Raw genomic sequence first — 18,614 nt, 5'->3', positions numbered from 1 at the left:
GAAGAGAAAGTGTGAGGGGGTTCAGCCGCCGCTGGCGGCGCTCCATGTGACGGCCTTGGTTTCCAGGTACTCGTCGAGTCCGGCTGCGCCCCATTCGCGTCCGAGTCCCGACTGCTTGTAGCCACCGAACGGAACGTGCGGGGTCACTCCCCCACCGCCTCCGTTGATCGACACGAAACCGGTGCGGATGCGCTTGGCGATGCCGTAGGCGCGCGCCGGGTCGGCGGCGAATATGCTTCCCCCGAGGCCGAATTCGCTCTCGTTGGCGAGACGGACGGCGTGATCGTCGTCGTCGAACGGGATGATGACACCGACCGGGCCGAAGAACTCCTTCTGCGCGATGTCCATCGAGTTGTCGACGTCGACGAACAGGGTCGGTTCGACGAAGTAACCCTTGTCGAGTCCGGCGGGGCGACCTCCACCGAAAGCGATCTTCGCGCCTTCCTCGACCCCGCGGGCGATGAGCTTCTCGACCTTGGTGCGCTGCGCCTCGCTGATGAGCGGACCCATCATGACACTCGGATCTGCGGGGTCGCCGACCGTGATGGTCCCCAGTCCCGCGGTCACGTAGGCGACGAGTTCGTCGTAGCGGGAACGGTGCACGAGAGTGCGGGTGAACAGCGAGCATCCCTGCCCGGAGTGGGTGACCATGTTGCCGATCACCGATTCGGCGACCTTCGCCAGGTCGGCGTCCTCGCAGATGATGTTGGCCGACTTGCCGCCGAGTTCGAGGACGACCTTCTTCAGGGTGGGGGCGGCCTGTTCGTAGACCGCGCGGCCCACCGTGTCGGAGCCGGTGAAGCTCACCAGGTCGACGTCGCGGCTGGTGGTGAGTTCGCGGCCGGCCTCGGTGTCGCCGGTGACGATGTTGAGCACGCCCGGCGGGAGCCCGGCCTCCTCGGCGATCGTGCCGAGGATCAGCGCCTCGAGAGGCGTCGTGGGTGCCGGCTTGAGGACCGCGGTGCATCCGGCGGCGAGCGCGGGCGCGACCTTCATGATGTTGAGGAAGAGCGGGAAGTTGTACGCCGAGATCAGGGCCGCGACACCGGCGGGTTCGCGCAGCACGACGCCCTGCCCGATGCCCTGTCCGATGGTCGGGAGCACGGGCTTCTCGAAATCGAAGGACGGCAGGATGCGTTCGGCCATGTCGCGGAAGTGCTGCAGTGGAATACCCACCTGCAGGTATTCGGCGAGTGCCCGGGTGGAACCGGCCTCGGCGATGCTCAGGTCGACCAGTTCGGCGCGGCGCTTGTCGAGGGCGTCGGCCATGCGCAGCATCACCTGGGCGCGTTCGTGCGGGGTCATGAGCGGCCATGGTCCCTCGTCGAACGCGCGCCGGGCGGCGGCGATCGCCCGGCGGACGTCGGAGACGGTGGCCTGCGGGGCGCGGCCGACGAGTTCGCCGTTCGCGGGATTGTGGACGTCGAGGATCTCGCCGCCGTCGCTGTCGACCCAGGCACCGTCGATGAACAGCCGGGAAAAGTCGTGTGTCACAGGATTCTCCGTACTGGGCAGGAACTGCGTGCGCAGTTCAGAAGGCCGGGGTGGCGGGACGATTGCGCACGTAGCCGCCGGCATCGACGCGCATCTGCATGCCCGTGATGTACCGCGACTCGTCGGAGAGCAGGAACAGCACCGTGTCGGTGACGTCCTCGGGTTCGACGTAGGGCACGTTCATCACGCTCATGACGGGGAAGACCGGCAGGGCGTCCTCGAGGGTGGGCGACTCGAGATCGGGCCGGAACTGCCGGTACATCACCTCGCTGTTGAGCATGTCGGTGTTGCAGTTCGTGGGGTGTACCGCGTTGACGCGAATCTTCTTCGGTCCCAGCACGACCGACAGGTCGTTGACGAACGACGAGATCATCCGCTTGGCCAGGGAGTAACCGAGTCCGCCCGTGCCGTTGGTGGGATTGTCGGTGGCGCCGGGGAGCAGGGCCGCGAGACTGCCGGTGGCCACGATCGACCCGCCGTCGGCGAGGTGCGGAAGGCCGGCCTCGACCGCGTTGACGACACCGACGAAGTCGACGGTGAAGGCGTCCATGAAGGCCTGCGGATCGTCGGTTCCCAAGGGGCAGATACCCGCCTGGGCCACGACGCCGTCGAGCCGGCCGAACTCCTCGGCACCGCGCTGCACGGCGTCGAACAGGGCCTGGCGGTCGCGGACGTCGGCGACGGTGGTGAGCAGTGTGCCGCCGGCCTCCTCGACGAGGCGGGTGGTCTCGGTGAGATCCTCCGGCGACGCCAGGGGGTAGGCGTTGGTCTTGATGTTGTCGCAGAGGTCGACGCCGATGATCTTCGCGCCTTCGCGAGCCAGACGCACTGCGTGAGTGCGTCCCTGACCGCGGGCGACGCCGGTGACGAAGACGACTTTGTCCTGCAAACGGCCCATGAGGGGTGTCCTTTGCTTCGGATCCGGTGGGAGGGGAGGTGTGAAGAAACGGACGAGATCGGTTGTCGTGCAGACTGTTCACATAGGTAACGAGAATTCAGGAGAGCGTGATGGCCCGCTCTGGGCAAGCGGCGACGCCGGCGCGCACCGCGGCGTCGACGGATTCGGAGACCTCGCGGTCGAGCGGCAGGGCGTATCCGTTGTCGTCGATGTCGAAGACCTCGGGGGCGGCTTCCCAGCAGCGCGCGTGGCCGGAGCATTTGGCGGTGTCGATCGTAAGTCTCATGAAGCCCTGCTTTCGACGTGGACGAAAGAGACGAAGTACTGACGGTCGCGGCAGATCGTGAGACCGAATCCCCCGATCGGTCTCACTGCCTGAGACTCATTGGACACACCGTAGCAACATCGGATGCGTAAGTCGAGACCTGGATCACACTTTTTACCAAGTTTACTATGTCGCGGTGTGCGTGCCCCCGACGACGTGCAGTGACCACCGTTAGGGTGAGGTGGTGCCGATGGACGAGTCCGTGACGACCAACGAGATGAGCTTGCGCGAGCGCCTCGTCCGCGCCGCCGACGAGGAGATCCGGCACCGCGGCACCGTGTCCGTGAGCATGACCGCGATCGCTGAACGCGCAGGTGTCTCCCGAGCGACGGCGTTCCGGCAGCTCGGCGGGGCCCAGGAGATGATCGTCCAGGTAGGGCTGCTTCGCGCCGAGCGTCATATCGAACGCGCACTCGACCGCTCGGCCGGCCACGGCGACATCTTCGCCAAGATGGAAGACACGATGGCCTACAACGCCCGGGAACTCCCCGAGGACCCGGTGATCGTCGCTCTCATGGCTCAGCATTCGGCGTCGGCGCGCCATCCCGACATCCTCGCCGTCACCTCGGCGGTCTCCGAGCCCCTGCTCCGCACCGGACAGGAGGCAGGACTCATCCGCACCGACATCCCGCTGGAGGAATTGCTCGAATACCTCATCGAGCAGACCTTTCTCGCGGCCGAGGACCCCAAGCGCTCCGACGAGGCCGCACGCCTGCGCTTCCGCAGATATGTCGTCCCCGCCCTACGCCCTCAGCCCTCCGAGGACGGTGGCGATGCCGCACGCGAGGACCTCGAGAAGGCCCTCGAGGCGGCCACCGAGGCGCTCGCCGTCGCGAACCACGCGGCACGCAGGTTGAGGCACGACGCCACCGAATGACGTGACGCTACAGGGTGATCCTGACGTCACGGGATGGTCGTGGACCGTATTACGTGACGGCCCCGGCGATCTTGAGTTCGATGAGCTTGTCGTCGTCGAACCCGAGTTCGCGCAGGATGTCGTCGGTGTGTTCGGCGAACTGGGGTGCCCGCGTCATCTTCACCGGCGCGTTGTCGAACTTCACCGGGCTCGCCACGAGCTTCTGCGGCTTGCCGTCGGCGTCGACCACCTCCACGATCCGCCCGTTCGCCACGAGCGCTTCGTCGTGCCCGAGATTCCAACCGTCCTGCACCGGCGCCCACTGCCCGGTCAGGGACGCGAACACCTCGAGCCAGTCGTCGTAGTCGCGTTGCGCGATCGCGTCGGCGAACCAGCCGCCGATCTCCTCGGCGTGCTGGAAGATCGCCTCCATCGACGCGAAGCGCTCGTCGTCGACGAGGTGCTCGAGACCGAGAGCGGTGACGAATTCGTTCCAGTAGCGCGTGGGCTGGAGCATCGAGAACTGCAGCCAGCGTCCGTCGCCAGTGCGGTACGAGCCGCTGAGGGGATTGCCGGGCGCGGCGGTCTTGCGCTGCACCTTCGGCAGCGGACCACCGGTGAACAGCGAGAGGTTGACGGAGAACTGGGTGGCCCAGGCTCCCACCGCGAGCAGCGAGACGTCGACCTCCGACGGCTGGCCCGTGCGTTCCCGGCCGGCGATCGCGGCGGCGATCCCGCCTGCGATGGTCATGCCGCCGATGTTGTCTCCGTACGCGCCGGACGGCATGAACGCCATGTGGTCGGCATCCGGCGGCATGACACCGTCGGCGCTTCCGCCGCGCGCCCAGAATGCCGTGGCGTCGTAGGCACCCTTGTCGGCGTCGGGACCCTCGGTACCGAAACCACTTCCGGTGACGTAGATGATCTTCGGGTTGATGGCGCGGACGTCCTCGAGGGTGATCGAGAGCTTCGCGCGCGGTCCGGGGAGGTAGTTGGTCAGGAAGACGTCGCTGCGCCGGATCAACTCCTCGAGGACCGGTCGCGACTCGGGGTTGGCGAGGTCGATTCCGATGCTTCGCTTGCTGCGGTTGGGTCCTTCCATGATCGGCGCGAACGACGATCCCGCCTTGCTCGCGTCGAGCCCGAGCACACGGACGAGTCCGCGCTGGGCGTCACCGTTCTCGGCGTGCTCGACCTTCACGATGTCGGCTCCCCAGTCGGCGAGCACGGCGCCGGCGGCGGGAACGAAGGTGAACTGTGCGACCTCGAGAATGCGGATGCCCTCCAAGGGACGGTCCATGACGACTCCTGACCTGGTCGGGTACGGGTGGGGTGTTCGGGATGTTCTTCGCTAGCGGGTCCGGAGGAGCATCGCGCCGGACGGCACGCCACCACCGGCGGTCACGACGGCGACCTTCGCGTCGGCGACCTGCACCCCGGGGGCCTGTCCCCTCAGCTGCAGCACCGCCTCGCGGACGAAGCCGTAGCCGTGGGTGCGACCGGCCGACAGCTGACCGCCGTGCGGATTGAGGGGCAGCACACCGTCGACGGAGATGCCCTTGCCGCCGTCGATGAAGTCGGCGGCACCACCGAATTCGCAGAAACCGAGACCTTCGAGCCACGACAGCGCGTTGAACGTGAAGCCGTCGTACAGCAGGGCCACGTCGACGTCGTCGGGTCGCAGATCCGTGCGACTCCACAGGTGTGCGGCCGGGCCGAGCGACTGCGGGAGGTGTGTGAGCGTGCCCTGGTCCCAGGAGAGGTTCTCCGTGATCTGGGTACCGACGGCCTCGACGAGCACGGGTTCGTGCCGCAGATCCGCGGCGGCGTCGATCGCGGAGACGACGACGGCGACGGCCCCGTCGACGGGCACGTCGCAGTCGTACAGCCCGAAGGGGGTCGAGACGACGCGGGCCGAGAGGTAGTCGTCCATCGTGATCGGATCCCGGTACACCGCTTCGGGATTGGCCGATGCGTGGTCGCGGGCCGTGACGGCGATCGCGCCCAGGGCGTCCTTGGCGTCGCCGTAGCGGTGGAAGTAGTGCGAGGCCTGGCACGCGATCCAGTTGGCGGCGGACACCGCGCCGAAGGGGTGCCGGAATTCGAGCATGCCCGAAGCCCTGCCGCCCCCGCCCGACCACTTCCCGGCCTTCACCAGTTCGGAGTGCGTCGACTCCCAGACGGTGCGGAAGCACAGCACGTGGCGGCACAGACCGGATGCGACGGCGAGCATCGCCGCGACGATCGAACCGTTCTGCCCCGGCAGGTCGCCGCCGCCGTTCACCCACACCGGGCGGATGCGGAGAGCCTGTTCGACCGGCATGATGCCGCCCTCGGAGATGCCTCCGGGAGCCGCGCCGGGATAGGTGGACAGGCCGTCGATGTCGGCCGGCGTGAGGCCGGCGTCCTCCACGGCCCGCAGGCACGCGTCGACGGTGAGGGTCAGCGGATCCACCATCAGGCGTCGGCCGACGGCGGACTGGCCGACACCGGTGATCGCGACCCGGTCCTCGAACCTGTCGTTCGAGACCGGGGTCCGGACATGCGCGCGCACGTCCTCGGGTTCCGGCAGCGGGCCGGACTCGTCGCCGGCCTCGGGGTCGGGTTCGAACAGCGGCAACCAGATGTCGTCGGCGGCCTGTTCGAAGACGACCCGCACACGGTCGCCCACCGCGACCTCGCCCGGTTCACATCCGACGATGTTCGTCGTGAGCCGGACGCTCGGGTCCTCCTCCAGCGCGACGATCGCGATGACGTAGGGCGGTGGGAGATCCGGAAGCCACGGCTGGGCGTTGACGGTCACGCCGACGACGACGGCGCGTCCCGAGACGGGCTGCAGCGAGATCTCGCGCGATGCGCATTCCGAGCACAGCACCGCAGTGGGATGCATGAGCTTTCCGCAGGCATCGCACTGTGCGACCCTCAGGACATCGTCGGCGCCGGAGGCCCAGAACCCCGCTGTGGTCAGGGTGGGTTGAGGCAACGGTCTTCGGGACGCTCCCACAGATATCCTCCGTGTCCGATCACCAAGTTAGACAACTTGGGGACGGATGCTAGCACCGACCATGACCCACGTCACCATCCATTCCGAAGCTCGTGGAAAAGCGTGCCGAACACTACCCAGACCGCATCGAGATATATAACCTAGTGCACAACCATCGGGTGACAGCGCACGAAGGAGCAGGGCACGCACATGACCGAGAACCGAGGCGCACTCGAACCGGCCCTCCTGGAGTGGGTGTCCGAGACGGCCGGCGGAACCATCGTGGAGATCGACCGGCGACCGGGCGGCGGCCGTCGCGAGGCGTGGATCGTGGACGTCGAGACCGGCGACGGCACGATCCTTCCGCTCTTCCTGCGCTACGACCGGCTCGATCCGGCACAACGCGGAGATCCGTTCACCCTGCACCGCGAAGCGCACTTCTACCGCGCCTTCGCCGATTCCCCGGTTCCGGTGCCCCGCATCGTCGGAGTCCACCCCACCGAACAGGCCATCCTGTCCGAGCGAGTTCCCGGGCAGGCCTGGTTCTCCCGGATCCGCGACGAGGACGAACGCGTGTCGGTGGCCTCCGATTTCATGCGCATCCTGGCCGAGATGCACCGCGTCGATCCGCACCGTTTGCAGCTGCCCGACCAGCATCCGGAGACGGGACTGCGACAGCTGGTCGCGCAGGAGATCGACACCTGGGAGACCGTCTACCGCGACGCCGGCGGGAAGGCCGATCCGCTGATCGAACTCGCACTGACCTGGGTGAAGCGGAACATCCCGGAGGTCGACGGCCCCGTCGTCATCGTCCAGGGCGACACCGGTCCGGGGAACTTCCTCTACGAGAACGGTAGGGTCACCGCGGTTCTCGATCTCGAACTCGGTCATCTCGGCGACCCGCACGACGACCTCGCCTGGGTCACGACCCGCGCGGTCCAGGAGCCGTTCACCGACATCCACGATCGCTTCGCCGACTACGAACGCGCATCCGGGACCACGGTCGACCTCGATCGGGTGCGCTACTACCGGGTGCTCGCGGAATTGCGCATCGTGATCCTCGGGCAGGGGAACGCCGCCCATCCGGATCTGTTGGCCGAGGTGGGAAATGCCTTGCCGTACGGGCTCCTGCACCGCCGCCTGCTCGTCGAGGCCCTCGCGGACGTCCTCCGCATCGACCTCGACACGCCGAACGACGTCGAGGCGGAATCGACCGAGCGCGAATGGCTCTACGACGCTGCCCTCGAACAGATCCGGCACATCATCGTGCCGCGCAGCGAGGACGCCTTCGTCATCCAGCGCAGCAAGGGACTCGCCCGCATCCTGAAGTATCTCCGCGACGCGGACCGGTACGCAGATCGCATCACCGAGCGCGATCTGGACGATCTCGAAACCGCGCTCGGGTCGCGACCCGACACCGTCGTCGACGGCACCACCGTGCTGGTCGAACGGCACCTCGCCGGTGAGATCCCCATCGACGACGTCCTGACGGTGTTCGCCCGCCAGATCGCCGGGCGCACCCAGCAGTTGCGTTCGGCCATGGGCGTTCTCGCCGAACGTCACTTCGACGTCCTGTAGTCACCGTGGAGACCCGAGCGATCCGCAGCCCGAAGGCCGCGGAAGTGGTGGCGCGGACCCTGCGCCGGATGATCGTCGAGGGAGCCCTCGTCGACGGCGATCATCTGCCGCACGAGGCAGAACTCATGGAGCACTTCGCGATCAGCCGGCCCACCCTGCGCGAGGCCGTCCGGGTGCTCGAGGCCGAACGTCTCGTCGAGGTGCGGCGAGGTTCCCGGGCCGGAGCGCGGGTCCGGGTTCCGGGTTCGGAGGTCGTCGCGCGACCGGCATCGTTGTTGCTCGAATTGTCCGGTGCCACAGTCGCCGACGTGTTCGATGCTCTCGAGGCGGTGGAACCTCCTGCCGCACGTCTCCTCGCGATCACCGGGACCGAGGTGGCGTTCGACGAACTCGAGCGCTTCGTCGACGAGGAGATCCCCGCAGCGTTCACGACCCGCGATCTCGGTGTGGCGGCCGCGCGGTTCCATCTGCGGATGGTGCAACTGTCCGGGAACGCGACGCTGGCGCTCATCGCGGGAATGCTCCACGAGATCTTCGCCCGGCACACCGGCGAGGTGGCACGCGAACGCATGTCGCTCGCGAATCCGGATACCGCGGAGAACTTCATGCTGCTCGTGCGATCGCTGCGGCGTCTGATCCGGTTGCTGCGCCTACGCGACGGCGACGGTGCGTTCGAGCACTGGCAGCGGCACATGCACGCGTCCCGGCTGCTCACGCTCGAGGGGGATGCCGGCACACCGGTGCGCGATCTCCTCGACTGATCAGGGGTGCGAGACCGCCGTTGCGGACAGCGTGGTCTCGATGCGCGTGCCCTCGCCTCCCACCGCGAGCACCTCACCGAAGCCCTCGGCCAGCGACTCGACGAGGACGGGCAGGTCGGGGACGGCGGCGGAGTCGGCGTTGATTCCGATGCAGCAGTGGTTCGTGTGCGACATCAGGGTGATGTTGACGGCCGAGCCGACGGTGGGAGCGAACGGATAGTACCTCAGCACCTCCGCCCCGGCCATGTACAGCGGGATCGGGGAACCCGGGACGTTCGACGCGAGAAAGTCGATGTGCTCGAGGATTCCACCCAGCACACCGGCCGGGAGCACGTTCAGCACACCCGCGATGGCGGACGAGAGCGGCACGGCCGGTTCGTCCCGCCACGACCGGACGATCCGGTCCACCCGGTGCATCGATGCGACCGGATCGGCGATGTCGAGGGGAAGCGCGAACCGCGCCAGGGTGATCCGGTTGCCTCCGATCGCGTCGCCCTCGCGCCGGAGACTGATCGGCAGCGTCGTCCTAAGTTCGGCGACCTGCGCACCGTGCCGGGAATGGTAGTGCCTCAGCCCCAGCAGGATTCCGGCCAGGAAGGCGTCGTTGAGCGAGGAGTCCGCTGCCCGTCCGGCCCGCCGCAGCGCGTCGAGCGGCAGATCGAGGGCCGCGACCTCCCGAACCGTGCTGCGGCCGACCATCACCGGAGACAGCGTCGTGAACACCGGCTGCACGAACCGGGCCGTCGAACGGGCCGTGTCCACGACGCTGCGCAGCGCCGCGACCGGATTCGTCACCGACCGCAGACCGGAACGCACGAGCCATGGCACACCCCTCCCCACCATCTCGCCGGCCGTCGAGAGGTACCAGCCCACGGAATCGGCGAGGTCCGATGCCGGAGCCGAGGCCGGCGAATCCTCGGGCAGTGGCCCGCGGTCGGTACCGTCGCGCTCGAAGTCGACCATCTCGTTCGCGATCTGGATGCCGCCGATACCGTCGGTGAGCGAGTGGTGCACCTTGAGGACGATCGCGGCGCGACCGTCGTCGAGGCCGTCGACGATCGTCGCCTCCCAGAGGGGACGGTCCTTGTCGAAGGCCGACATCGCCGCGGCACGCACGAGCGGGAGCACGGTGTCCAGTCCCCCGGGATGCGGGAGCGCGATGCGCCGCAGATGCCAGGACAGATCGAAGTCGGGGTCGTCCACCCACCGTGGTGGGGTCCGCCCGAACGGGGATTCGACGAGCTTGCGACGGAAGCTCGGCACCGCACGTGTTCCGCGCTCCATCATCCGGACGAAGCGCTCCTGGTCGGGTGACCGGTCGAGCAGCGCCACCGCGACGATCGTGGACCGCAGGACGGGGTCCTTCTCCATCCGCCAGGACATCAGATCCGGCTGTGACATGTGCCGATCGTCCGCACCCATGCGCGCCACCTCCCCCGCCTCCGGTTCTCCCTCGCACGGTAACCGCCGCGATGCGCGGATACCCGCGATATCGGCCCTCGAACAGCACCGATGGGCCGGATCGAGGACCTTTCGCTCACGCTGACGCAAACCCTGGTCCCCCGCCGACGGATCGCACAGGATCGGTGACGACTTCGACGCCGTCGAAGATCGCTCCCCATCGCCAGAACCGTGAGGAAGTCCATGCCCCGTCTACGTCGTGCCGGATCGACGGCCATCATCGCGCTCCTTCTGACCGCGGTCGCGGCATGTAGCTCCGGTTCCTCGGGCGACGGCGGCCTCGGTTCCGACAGCGCGCTGCCCACCGAGATCCCCGCGGGCACCAAGCTCGTCATCGCCGACCAGGGTGAGCGGCAGCTGTCCCTCCTCACCGGTTCCGGACAGCTCGACGCGCTGCCGTTCGAGTACGAGTTCGCGACCTTCCAGGGCGCGCCCGCGATCCTCGAGGCGTTCCGCGCCGACGCGGTCGACGTCGCGTGGGCCGGCGAGATCATGACCGTCCAGTCGCTGGTCGCCGGTGACGACGTGCAGGTCGTCGCGGCCATGCAGACGAACAACAGCCTCAACATGGGCATCGCTCCGAACGCTTCGGACATCGAGACGCTCGCGGATCTGAAGGGCAAGCGCATCGGCTACGCCGAGGGCACCTCGCAGCAGGCCTTCGTGCTCCGTGGCCTCGACAAGGCCGGCCTGTCGGTCGACGACGTCGAGCTCGTGTCGATGTCGCTGCCGGACTTCCCGGACGCGCTGCGCTCCAACCAGATCGACGCCGCCCCGATGAGCGAGCCGGTCTTCTCCCGCTACATGCAGACACCAGGCGCGACGTCGCTGCCGCGCCCCGAGATCGAGGACCTCAGCGAAGGCATCTCGTACCTCTACTCGAGCAAGAAGGCCCTGTCGGACCCGGCGACCGCCGCGGCGGTCCGCGCCTACGTCACCGCGTACATCACGTCCGTCGACTGGGCCAACAACAACCCCGACGCGTACATCGACACCTACTTCGTGAAGAGCCAGGGCCTGACGGCCGAGGACGGCGAGCGCATCCTCGACACCTCCGGGATCACCACCTTCCCGCATCTCGACGAGGAGCTCATCGAGATCCAGCAGCACACCATCGACGTGATCGATGCCGCCGGTGAACTGCCCAAGCCCGTCGACGCCGCCGACGCCTTCGACCTGCGTTTCGACGAGGTCGTCACCGAAGCGGTCGCCGAGACCGGCGCCTCCCACACCCGCAGCTGACCTTCCGAGGGGAAATCCGACATGACGAACCGCCAGCTCAACCTCAACGCCTTCATCTACCCGACCGGCCACCACGAGGCCTCGTGGCGTCATCCCGGCAGCGTGCCCGAGCGTCTCTACGACGTCACCTACTTCCAGGAACTCGCCCGCCTCGCGGAGAGTGCGAAGCTCGACGCGGTGTTCTTCGCCGACGGCCCGGCCCTGCGCACCGAGGTGAAGTACCGTCCCGACTACGGCCTCGAACCGATCACCACGCTGGTCGCGATGGCCACGGTCACCACGCATCTCGGGCTGATCGCCACGGCGTCGACCACCTACTACGAGCCCTACAATCTCGCCCGGTTGTTCTCCTCCCTCGACCACATCTCCGGTGGCCGCGCCGCCTGGAACATCGTCACCACCGCGACCGACGCCGCAGCGGCGAACTTCGGGTACACCGAACACCCCGAAGTTCACGAACGGTACGCCCGCGCACGCGAATTCGTCGACGCCGCGATCAAGCTGTGGGATTCGTGGGAGGACGACGCACTCGTCCTCGACAAGGCCGCCGGCGTCTACGCCGACCCGGACAAGATCCACCGCATCGACGTCGAGGGTGACTACGTCAAGGTGCGCGGCCCGTTCGGTTCGGCCCGCTCCCCGCAGGGACGCCCCGTGCTCGTGCAGGCCGGATCCTCCAACGACGGGCGCGATTTCGCGTCGACCTACGCCGAGGCGATCTTCACCGCGCACCAGCGCATCGAGGACGCCCAGGCCTTCTACACCGACATCAAGACCCGCGCAGCGGCATTCGGGCGCAATCCCGATCACGTGAAGATCCTTCCCGGCCTGAGCCCGTTCATCGGTGCGACCGAGGCCGAGGCGAAGGAACTGCAGCGCGAGTTCAACGAGCTCACCATCGTCGAATACGGCCTCGGGCAGCTCCAGAAGATGGGCCGCATCGACGTGTCCCGGCTCGAGCTGGACGAGAAGGTGCCGGTCGAATTGTTCGCCGGCGCAGGCGACATCACCGACAACGACAACAGCCGCCGCCTGGTCTTCGCGAAGATCGTCGAGCGCGAACAGCCGACCCTGCGTCAGCTGCTGCACAAGCTCGCCGGCGCACGGGGCCACAACGTCGTCGCGGGTACGCCGGTGCAGATCGCCGACATCATCGAGGAGTGGTTCACCAACGGTGCCGCGGACGGCTTCAACATCATGCCGCCGCAGTACCCGCAGGGTCTCGAGGCGTTCGCCTCCCAGGTGGTGCCGATCCTGCAGGAGCGCGGCCTGTTCCGGACCGAGTACACCGGCACCACGCTGCGCGACCACTACGGCCTGCCGCGTCCGGAGAGCCAGTACGCACGCGAGCTCGCTGCCGCCGGCGTCTGACCGACCGAACCGACGAAAGGACTGGAGCCATGAGCGTCTCCGTCGAACCCCGGCGTTTCGGCAGTGGCCTGGCCGGTGACGCCGACACCGACCAGAAGCCCGATCCCGGCGCGACGGCCGACCTGTCGCCGCGCACGACCCGCAGCCGCCTCGCCCCGGGCAAGCCGATCAAGTTCGGCCTGGCGATCGGCCCGGCGCTGCTGCTGGTGGCATGGATCGTCACCTCGGCCACCGGGGTGCTCGATCCGAAGACCCTCTCGGCGCCGTGGACGGTCGTCACCACCGCATGGGAACTGATCGGCGACGGACGACTGCAGTCGAACCTGTGGACCTCCGTCCAGCGCGCCCTGATCGGCGGGGTCATCGGTGTCGTCCTCGGACTGGTGCTCGCACTGGCCGCCGGCCTGTCGCGCATCGGTGAGGCGTTGATCGACGGCCCGGTGCAGATCAAGCGCTCCATCCCCACCCTGGCGTTGATGCCGCTGGCGATCCTGTGGTTCGGCATCGGCGAGGAGATGAAAATCCTGCTCATCGCCCTGTCGGTGTTCGTCCCCGTCTACATCAACACCTACTCGGCGCTGCGCGGCATCGACGCCCGCTACGTCGAACTGGCCGAGACGCTGGATCTGTCCCGCGCCCGGTTCGTCCGGCGCATCGCCCTGCCGGGGGCGCTGCCCGGTTTCTTCACCGGCCTGCGCCTGTCGGTGACCATCGCATGGCTGGCCCTGGTGGTCGTCGAACAGGTCAACGCCTCGAGCGGCATCGGCTACCTGATGTACCAGGCCCGCAACTACGGCATGACCGAGATCATCATCGTCGGACTGGTGGTCTACGCGATCCTCGGATTCGGCAGCGACCTGCTGGTCCGTGCGGCAGAGAGGAAGGCGCTGGCATGGCGCAGGACGATCGGCAATTGACCGTACGCACCCGGGGACTGAGCCGCGGCTTCGACGGACGCGCGGTGCTGAACAACATCGACCTCGAGATCGCCCCCGGCGAGTTCGTGGCACTGCTCGGCCGCAGCGGCTCGGGCAAGAGCACCCTGCTGCGCGCCCTGGCCGAACTCGACCACGGCGTGCCCGGCTCGGGCACCCTCGAGGTGCCGCAGAAGCGGGCGGTGGTCTTCCAGGACTCGCGACTGCTGCCCTGGGCTCGGGTGCTCGACAACGTGATCCTCGGTCTCGACGGCGACGACGCCGCCGAGCGCGGCCGCACCGCCCTGGCGGAGGTCGGGCTCGCCGGACGCGAGAAGGCATGGCCCACCGAGCTGTCCGGTGGTGAGCAGCAACGGGTGTCGCTGGCGCGGTCGCTCGTGCGCGAACCCGAGCTGCTGCTCGCCGACGAGCCGTTCGGTGCCCTCGACGCACTGACGAAGATCAGGATGCACGGACTGCTGCAGGAACTGTGCGCCAAGCACCGGCCCGCGGTCCTGCTCGTCACCCACGACGTCGACGAGGCCATCGCCCTCGCCGACCGAGTGCTCGTGCTCGACCATGGCTCGTTCGCCGTCGAACTGACCATCGACCTGCCCCACCCGCGGGCCGATCATGTCGTCGAGATCGCGGAGTACCGCCGCACCCTGCTCGAGGCACTGGGAGTCGAGGTCTCCGTCTGAGCGACCTGCACTGTCTCCGCTGGAGCGACCCGCTCCGTCTCCGCCCGAGCGATCCGCTCCGTCTCCGCCCGAGCGATCCGCTCCGGAGCGACCGATGAGAGAGAATCGAATCGTCGCTCCGGAGTCGCCGACGGGAGATGCATCGTGTGTGGACGCTATGCCAGCACCAGTACCCGCGGGGATCTGCTCGCGGCCTACGACGCCGTCGAGGCCGTGGGTGAGGAACTGCCCCCGTCGTACAACATCGCGCCCACCCAGCGCGTGAACGTCGTGCTCGAGCGAGCGCCGCGCGAGGAACCGGACGCCGAGCCGATCCGCATCGTGTCCTCGCAGATCAAGTGGGGGCTCGTGCCGTTCTGGGCGAAGGACCCGAAGATCGGGTCGCGGATGATCAACGCCCGCTCCGAGACCATCACCCAGAAGCCCGCCTTCAAGGCCGCGGCAGCGAAGCGTCGGTGCGTGCTGCCCGCCGACGGGTACTACGAGTGGATGAAGGGTGAGGACGGGAAGAAGATCCCGTTCTTCCTGCACGCGGACGGACCGATCTCGATGGCCGGGCTCTACGAGCTGTGGCCGAACCCGGAGCTGCCGGAGGACCATCCCGACCGCTGGTTGTGGACGTGCACCGTGCTCACCCGTCCCGCGACCGACGCCGCCGGGCACATCCACGAACGGTCGCCGGTGATCCTGCCCGATACCTTCGTCGGTCCGTGGCTCGATCCCGAGCTGAACGACCGCGACGACGTCGACGCCCTGCTGAATTCGATTCCCGAACCGACGCTCGAACCGTACGAGGTGAGCACGGCGGTCAATTCACCTCGGAACAACAACCCCGACCTGCTGCGACCTGTCGGTTCGTGACATTCCGGCCGTATGGCATTCCCCACGTCGGACCGGAACGATTATCGGAATTGACTAAAGTTGCCGGGTGCGACAATCACGGCAGACTCCGATCGGTTCGACGACGCCTCCGTTCCTCACCGGACCTCGCGGTACCGCCGTCGCGGTGATCGCGTCGCTCGTCTCCGTGGGTGTGCTCGTCGCGATCCTCGTCAGGAGCGAACTCATCGACTTCCTGGTCTACCGGATGGGCGCGCGGGTGCTGCTCGACGGCGCCGACATCTACGGGCAGATGCCTCCGGTGACCGACGACTTCGCGTTGCCGTTCACCTACCCGCCGCTGTCGGCGATGCTCTTCGCTCCCCTGGCGCTGATCCCCGTGACGTTCGGCAAGATCGTCTTCACCCTCGTCTCGGTCGCCGCGCTCGTCGTCACCCTGCGGGTCGTGCTGGACCGGCTCCGCCCGGACTTCGAGACGCGAACGGCATGGATCGTCACGGCGGTCGCGGTCGCCGGAGCACTGTTGCTCGAACCTGTGCGCGAGACGATCTCGTTCGGGCAGATCAACCTCGTCCTGATGGCGCTCGTCGCCCTCGACGTCCTGGTGAAGACCCCGAAGTGGCCGCGCGGAATGCTGATCGGACTGGCCGCCGCCGTCAAACTCACGCCCATCGCATTCCTGCTGCTGTTCCTGCTGCGGCGCGACCGGCGGACCAGCGCCACCATCATCGCGTCGACCTTCGGGTTCACCGCCCTCGCGTTCGCCGTGATGCCCGCGACCTCCACGAAGTACTGGCTGGACACCCTGCCCGACACCGGCCGGATCGGCGCGGCGTACTTCGCCACCAACCAGTCCTTCAAGGCCGTGATCTCCCGCTTCGGGCCGCCCGAACTCATGGGGTCCGTGCTGTGGCTGCTCGCCGTCGCGGTGATGCTGCTGGTCGCGGTGGTGGCCATCCGGCGTGCCCTCGAGCAGGGCGATCTCGTGCTCGCCCTGTTCGCGAACGCGACGGCCGTGCTGCTGGCGTCGCCGGTGTCGTGGTCGCACCACTGGGTGTGGGTCGCGCCGGCACTGCCGGCCCTCGCGCTCGCGGCGTGGCGCGCAACCGATGCGCAGAGGCTCACGGCGATCGCCGCCGGCGTCGCGCTCGTCTTCCTCATCGGCCCGCACCACCTGTTCCCCACAGGTGGCGATCTCGAACTCGGCTGGGCCGCATGGCAGCACCTGCTCGGCACGCTCTACGTCACGGCCGGATTCGGGTTCCTGCTCTGGCTCGCCTTCGGTCCACGGACCGATCCGGACTCCGCCTCGTCGGAACAACTGCCGAACGCGGAGACCGCGCGCTGATCGTGTAGAGGGTGCGCCGGTTGTCGGGCATCCGGGTCGTTGTTCGCGAAAGGCCGACGGGAACCCGGAAAGAACGTAATAGTGAGAGGGATGTCGCCGTCGCACAGGACGGGTGACAACTCGATTACGAGAAAGCCCATCAACTGCATCCGAGGGAGAACACCGTGACCGATGTTTCGTCGCAGGGCCCGGCCCGGAGAGACGACCGACGTGTGTTGACCAACCGCCAGGGCCACCCCGTATACGACAACCAGAATCAGAGGACGGTGGGCCCCCGCGGACCCGCGACGCTGGAGAACTATCAGTTCCTCGAAAAGATCAGCCATTTCGATCGAGAACGTATTCCGGAAAGAGTGGTGCACGCGCGCGGTTTCGTCGCCTACGGATATTTCGAAGCCACCGGGAAATGGGGCGATGAACCCATCACGAACTACACGCGCGCGAAACTCTTCGCCGAGCCGGGGAAGCGGACCGACGTCGCCATCCGGCTCTCCACGGTCATCGGTGGACGCGACTCGTCGGAAACCGCCCGCGATCCACGAGGTTTCGCGGTCAAGTTCTACACGGAGGACGGTAACTGGGATCTCGTCGGAAACAACCTCGCGGTTTTCTTCATTCGCGACGCGATCAAGTTCCCCGACGTCATCCATTCACTGAAGCCCGACCCCGTCACTTTCCGGCAGGAACCCGCACGCATCTTCGACTTCATGTCGCAGACACCCGAAGCGATGCACATGCTGGTGAATCTGTTCAGTCCCCGTGGCATTCCGGCCAATTACCGCACTCAGCAGGGCTTCGGGGTCAACACCTACAAGTGGGTCAACGCCGAGGGCGTGACACACCTCGTGAAATACCATTGGATTCCGAAGATCGGTGTCAAGAGCCTGACCGAGGACGACGCGGCAGCCATTCAGGCGCACGATCTCGGGCATGCCAGCAAGGACATGTACGAGGCCATCGAGCGCGGTGACCACCCCGAATGGGAACTGCGCGTACAGATGATGAGCGACGACGACCATCCGGAGCTGAACTTCGATCCCCTGGACGACACGAAGGTCTGGCCGGAGAACGAGTTCCCCGCCATGCCGGTCGGCAGAATGGTGATCGACCGCAACGTCGAGAACCACTTCCTCGAGAACGAGCAGATCTCCTTCGGCACCGGCGTCCTCGTCGACGGACTCGACTTCTCCGACGACAAGATGCTCGTGGGACGCACGTTCTCCTATTCCGACACGCAGCGTTACCGGGTGGGGCCCAATTACCTGCAACTTCCGGTCAACTCGGCGAAGAACGCCCACGTGGCCACCAATCAGCAGGGCGGACCGATGGCATACGGCGTCGACGATGTCGGCGACAACCCGCACGTGAACTACGAACCGTCCATCACCGGCGGTCTGCGCGAAGCCGAGTTCCCGACTCACGACGATCAGGGGCCGGAAATCCGGGGTCGTCTCACGCGCAAACGTATTCCGCGTACCAACGACTACGAGCAGGCCGGCCAGCGCTACCAGCTCATGGAGCAGTGGGAGAAGGACGACCTGGTGAAGAATCTCGTCGGCGGTATCGGGCAGGCCGTCCGCGAGGTGCAGGAGCGGATGGTGTGGCATTTCTTCATGTGCGACGACGAGCTCGGACAACGCGTCGGCGACGGACTCGGTATCAGTGCCGACGACATACGGGATCTACCGCCGTTGCAGAGCCAGACCCTCGACGAGGACGAACTGCAACGCGCAGCGAATCTCGGCAAGAACGGTCCCCGTGATGTGACCGGATTGCAGATGACGCATTGCGTGCCCAACGAGCGCGAGGTCCACGCGTCCTCGTAGCGTCCGTCCGTCTCGG

16 protein-coding genes are annotated in these 18,614 nt (G+C 67.3%); 10 read left to right on the top strand and 6 right to left on the bottom strand.

Annotated elements, in window-relative coordinates; genetic code table 11:
• Positions 1–21 precede the first annotated feature (21 nt).
• The 3 genes from ACWPOC_RS02360 to ACWPOC_RS02350 all read right to left on the bottom strand — a co-directional run bounded on the left by ACWPOC_RS02360 (position 22) and on the right by ACWPOC_RS02350 (position 2,678).
• Positions 22–1,494, bottom strand: a complete 1,473-nt coding sequence (locus ACWPOC_RS02360) for an aldehyde dehydrogenase family protein (protein ID WP_085468691.1) — start codon at positions 1,492–1,494, stop codon at positions 22–24.
• 37 nt (positions 1,495–1,531) lie between these two features.
• A complete protein-coding gene (locus tag ACWPOC_RS02355; protein ID WP_085468690.1) occupies positions 1,532–2,392 on the bottom strand; it encodes a mycofactocin-coupled SDR family oxidoreductase in 861 nt (286 codons plus the stop codon).
• Positions 2,393–2,489: 97 nt separating this feature from the next.
• Positions 2,490–2,678 carry a ferredoxin gene (locus ACWPOC_RS02350; RefSeq protein ID WP_145709209.1) on the bottom strand — a complete coding sequence of 63 codons (189 nt, stop codon included), beginning with the start codon at positions 2,676–2,678 and terminating at the stop codon, positions 2,490–2,492.
• Between the two features lie 229 nt (positions 2,679–2,907).
• On the opposite strand from ACWPOC_RS02350, the gene ACWPOC_RS02345 reads away from it, so the two are divergent.
• Positions 2,908–3,594: a TetR/AcrR family transcriptional regulator gene (locus ACWPOC_RS02345; protein ID WP_145709208.1), complete on the top strand. Its 687-nt coding sequence runs from the start codon at positions 2,908–2,910 to the stop codon at positions 3,592–3,594.
• A 49-nt stretch (positions 3,595–3,643) separates the two neighbouring features.
• Here ACWPOC_RS02345 and ACWPOC_RS02340 read toward each other — a convergent pair whose 3' ends face one another.
• Positions 3,644–4,873 (bottom strand): CaiB/BaiF CoA transferase family protein, encoded by a 1,230-nt coding sequence (locus ACWPOC_RS02340; protein ID WP_085468688.1) that lies wholly within the window; start codon positions 4,871–4,873, stop codon positions 3,644–3,646.
• 51 nt (positions 4,874–4,924) lie between these two features.
• Positions 4,925–6,577, bottom strand: coding sequence for a thiolase C-terminal domain-containing protein (locus ACWPOC_RS02335; RefSeq protein WP_455407935.1), 1,653 nt, complete (start codon positions 6,575–6,577; stop codon positions 4,925–4,927).
• A 189-nt stretch (positions 6,578–6,766) separates the two neighbouring features.
• On the opposite strand from ACWPOC_RS02335, the gene ACWPOC_RS02330 reads away from it, so the two are divergent.
• A complete protein-coding gene (locus ACWPOC_RS02330) occupies positions 6,767–8,134 on the top strand; it encodes a phosphotransferase family protein (RefSeq protein ID WP_085468686.1) in 1,368 nt (455 codons plus the stop codon).
• A gap of 5 nt (positions 8,135–8,139) precedes the next feature.
• Complete coding sequence (locus ACWPOC_RS02325) at positions 8,140–8,895, top strand: FadR/GntR family transcriptional regulator (RefSeq protein ID WP_085468685.1); 756 nt, start codon at positions 8,140–8,142, stop codon at positions 8,893–8,895.
• Here ACWPOC_RS02325 and ACWPOC_RS02320 read toward each other — a convergent pair whose 3' ends face one another.
• The gene (locus ACWPOC_RS02320) at positions 8,896–10,317 is read right to left on the bottom strand and encodes a wax ester/triacylglycerol synthase domain-containing protein (RefSeq protein WP_085468684.1); all 1,422 of its coding nucleotides are present in this window, start codon (positions 10,315–10,317) and stop codon (positions 8,896–8,898) included. It lies immediately after the preceding gene.
• A gap of 222 nt (positions 10,318–10,539) precedes the next feature.
• On the opposite strand from ACWPOC_RS02320, the gene ACWPOC_RS02315 reads away from it, so the two are divergent.
• From ACWPOC_RS02315 to ACWPOC_RS02285, 7 genes are all read left to right on the top strand, one after another.
• Positions 10,540–11,598, top strand: coding sequence for an ABC transporter substrate-binding protein (locus ACWPOC_RS02315; protein WP_085468683.1), 1,059 nt, complete (start codon positions 10,540–10,542; stop codon positions 11,596–11,598).
• A gap of 21 nt (positions 11,599–11,619) precedes the next feature.
• Positions 11,620–12,969, top strand: coding sequence for an LLM class flavin-dependent oxidoreductase (locus tag ACWPOC_RS02310; protein WP_085468682.1), 1,350 nt, complete (start codon positions 11,620–11,622; stop codon positions 12,967–12,969).
• Positions 12,970–12,998: 29 nt separating this feature from the next.
• Positions 12,999–13,886 (top strand): ABC transporter permease, encoded by an 888-nt coding sequence (locus ACWPOC_RS02305; protein WP_085468681.1) that lies wholly within the window; start codon positions 12,999–13,001, stop codon positions 13,884–13,886.
• On the top strand, positions 13,862–14,584 hold the full coding sequence (locus tag ACWPOC_RS02300) for an ABC transporter ATP-binding protein (RefSeq protein WP_085468680.1): 723 nt from the start codon (positions 13,862–13,864) through the stop codon (positions 14,582–14,584). The genes ACWPOC_RS02305 and ACWPOC_RS02300 overlap by 25 nt, the downstream gene beginning before the upstream one ends.
• A 144-nt stretch (positions 14,585–14,728) precedes the next feature.
• A complete protein-coding gene (locus ACWPOC_RS02295) occupies positions 14,729–15,445 on the top strand; it encodes an SOS response-associated peptidase (RefSeq protein WP_120280979.1) in 717 nt (238 codons plus the stop codon).
• Positions 15,446–15,512: 67 nt separating this feature from the next.
• On the top strand, positions 15,513–16,772 hold the full coding sequence (locus ACWPOC_RS02290; protein ID WP_120280978.1) for a glycosyltransferase 87 family protein: 1,260 nt from the start codon (positions 15,513–15,515) through the stop codon (positions 16,770–16,772).
• 164 nt (positions 16,773–16,936) lie between these two features.
• Positions 16,937–18,598, top strand: coding sequence for a catalase (locus ACWPOC_RS02285; RefSeq protein ID WP_120280977.1), 1,662 nt, complete (start codon positions 16,937–16,939; stop codon positions 18,596–18,598).
• Positions 18,599–18,614: the final 16 nt, after the last annotated feature.

Source organism: Rhodococcus sp. 5G237 (assembly GCF_053764735.1).
Note: the sequence above shows the minus strand (reverse complement) of the source record. Positions and strands in the feature narration are given on the sequence as shown.

Coding starts and splice junctions, on each gene's coding strand:
- ACWPOC_RS02330 (WP_085468686.1), top strand. CDS start 6,767: ATGACCGAGAACCGAGGCGCACTCGAACCGGCCCTCCTGGAGTGGGTG.
- ACWPOC_RS02345 (WP_145709208.1), top strand. CDS start 2,908: ATGGACGAGTCCGTGACGACCAACGAGATGAGCTTGCGCGAGCGCCTC.
- ACWPOC_RS02340 (WP_085468688.1), bottom strand. CDS start 4,873: ATGGACCGTCCCTTGGAGGGCATCCGCATTCTCGAGGTCGCACAGTTC.
- ACWPOC_RS02320 (WP_085468684.1), bottom strand. CDS start 10,317: ATGGGTGCGGACGATCGGCACATGTCACAGCCGGATCTGATGTCCTGG.
- ACWPOC_RS02310 (WP_085468682.1), top strand. CDS start 11,620: ATGACGAACCGCCAGCTCAACCTCAACGCCTTCATCTACCCGACCGGC.
- ACWPOC_RS02300 (WP_085468680.1), top strand. CDS start 13,862: ATGGCGCAGGACGATCGGCAATTGACCGTACGCACCCGGGGACTGAGC.
- ACWPOC_RS02305 (WP_085468681.1), top strand. CDS start 12,999: ATGAGCGTCTCCGTCGAACCCCGGCGTTTCGGCAGTGGCCTGGCCGGT.
- ACWPOC_RS02355 (WP_085468690.1), bottom strand. CDS start 2,392: ATGGGCCGTTTGCAGGACAAAGTCGTCTTCGTCACCGGCGTCGCCCGC.
- ACWPOC_RS02350 (WP_145709209.1), bottom strand. CDS start 2,678: ATGAGACTTACGATCGACACCGCCAAATGCTCCGGCCACGCGCGCTGC.
- ACWPOC_RS02315 (WP_085468683.1), top strand. CDS start 10,540: ATGCCCCGTCTACGTCGTGCCGGATCGACGGCCATCATCGCGCTCCTT.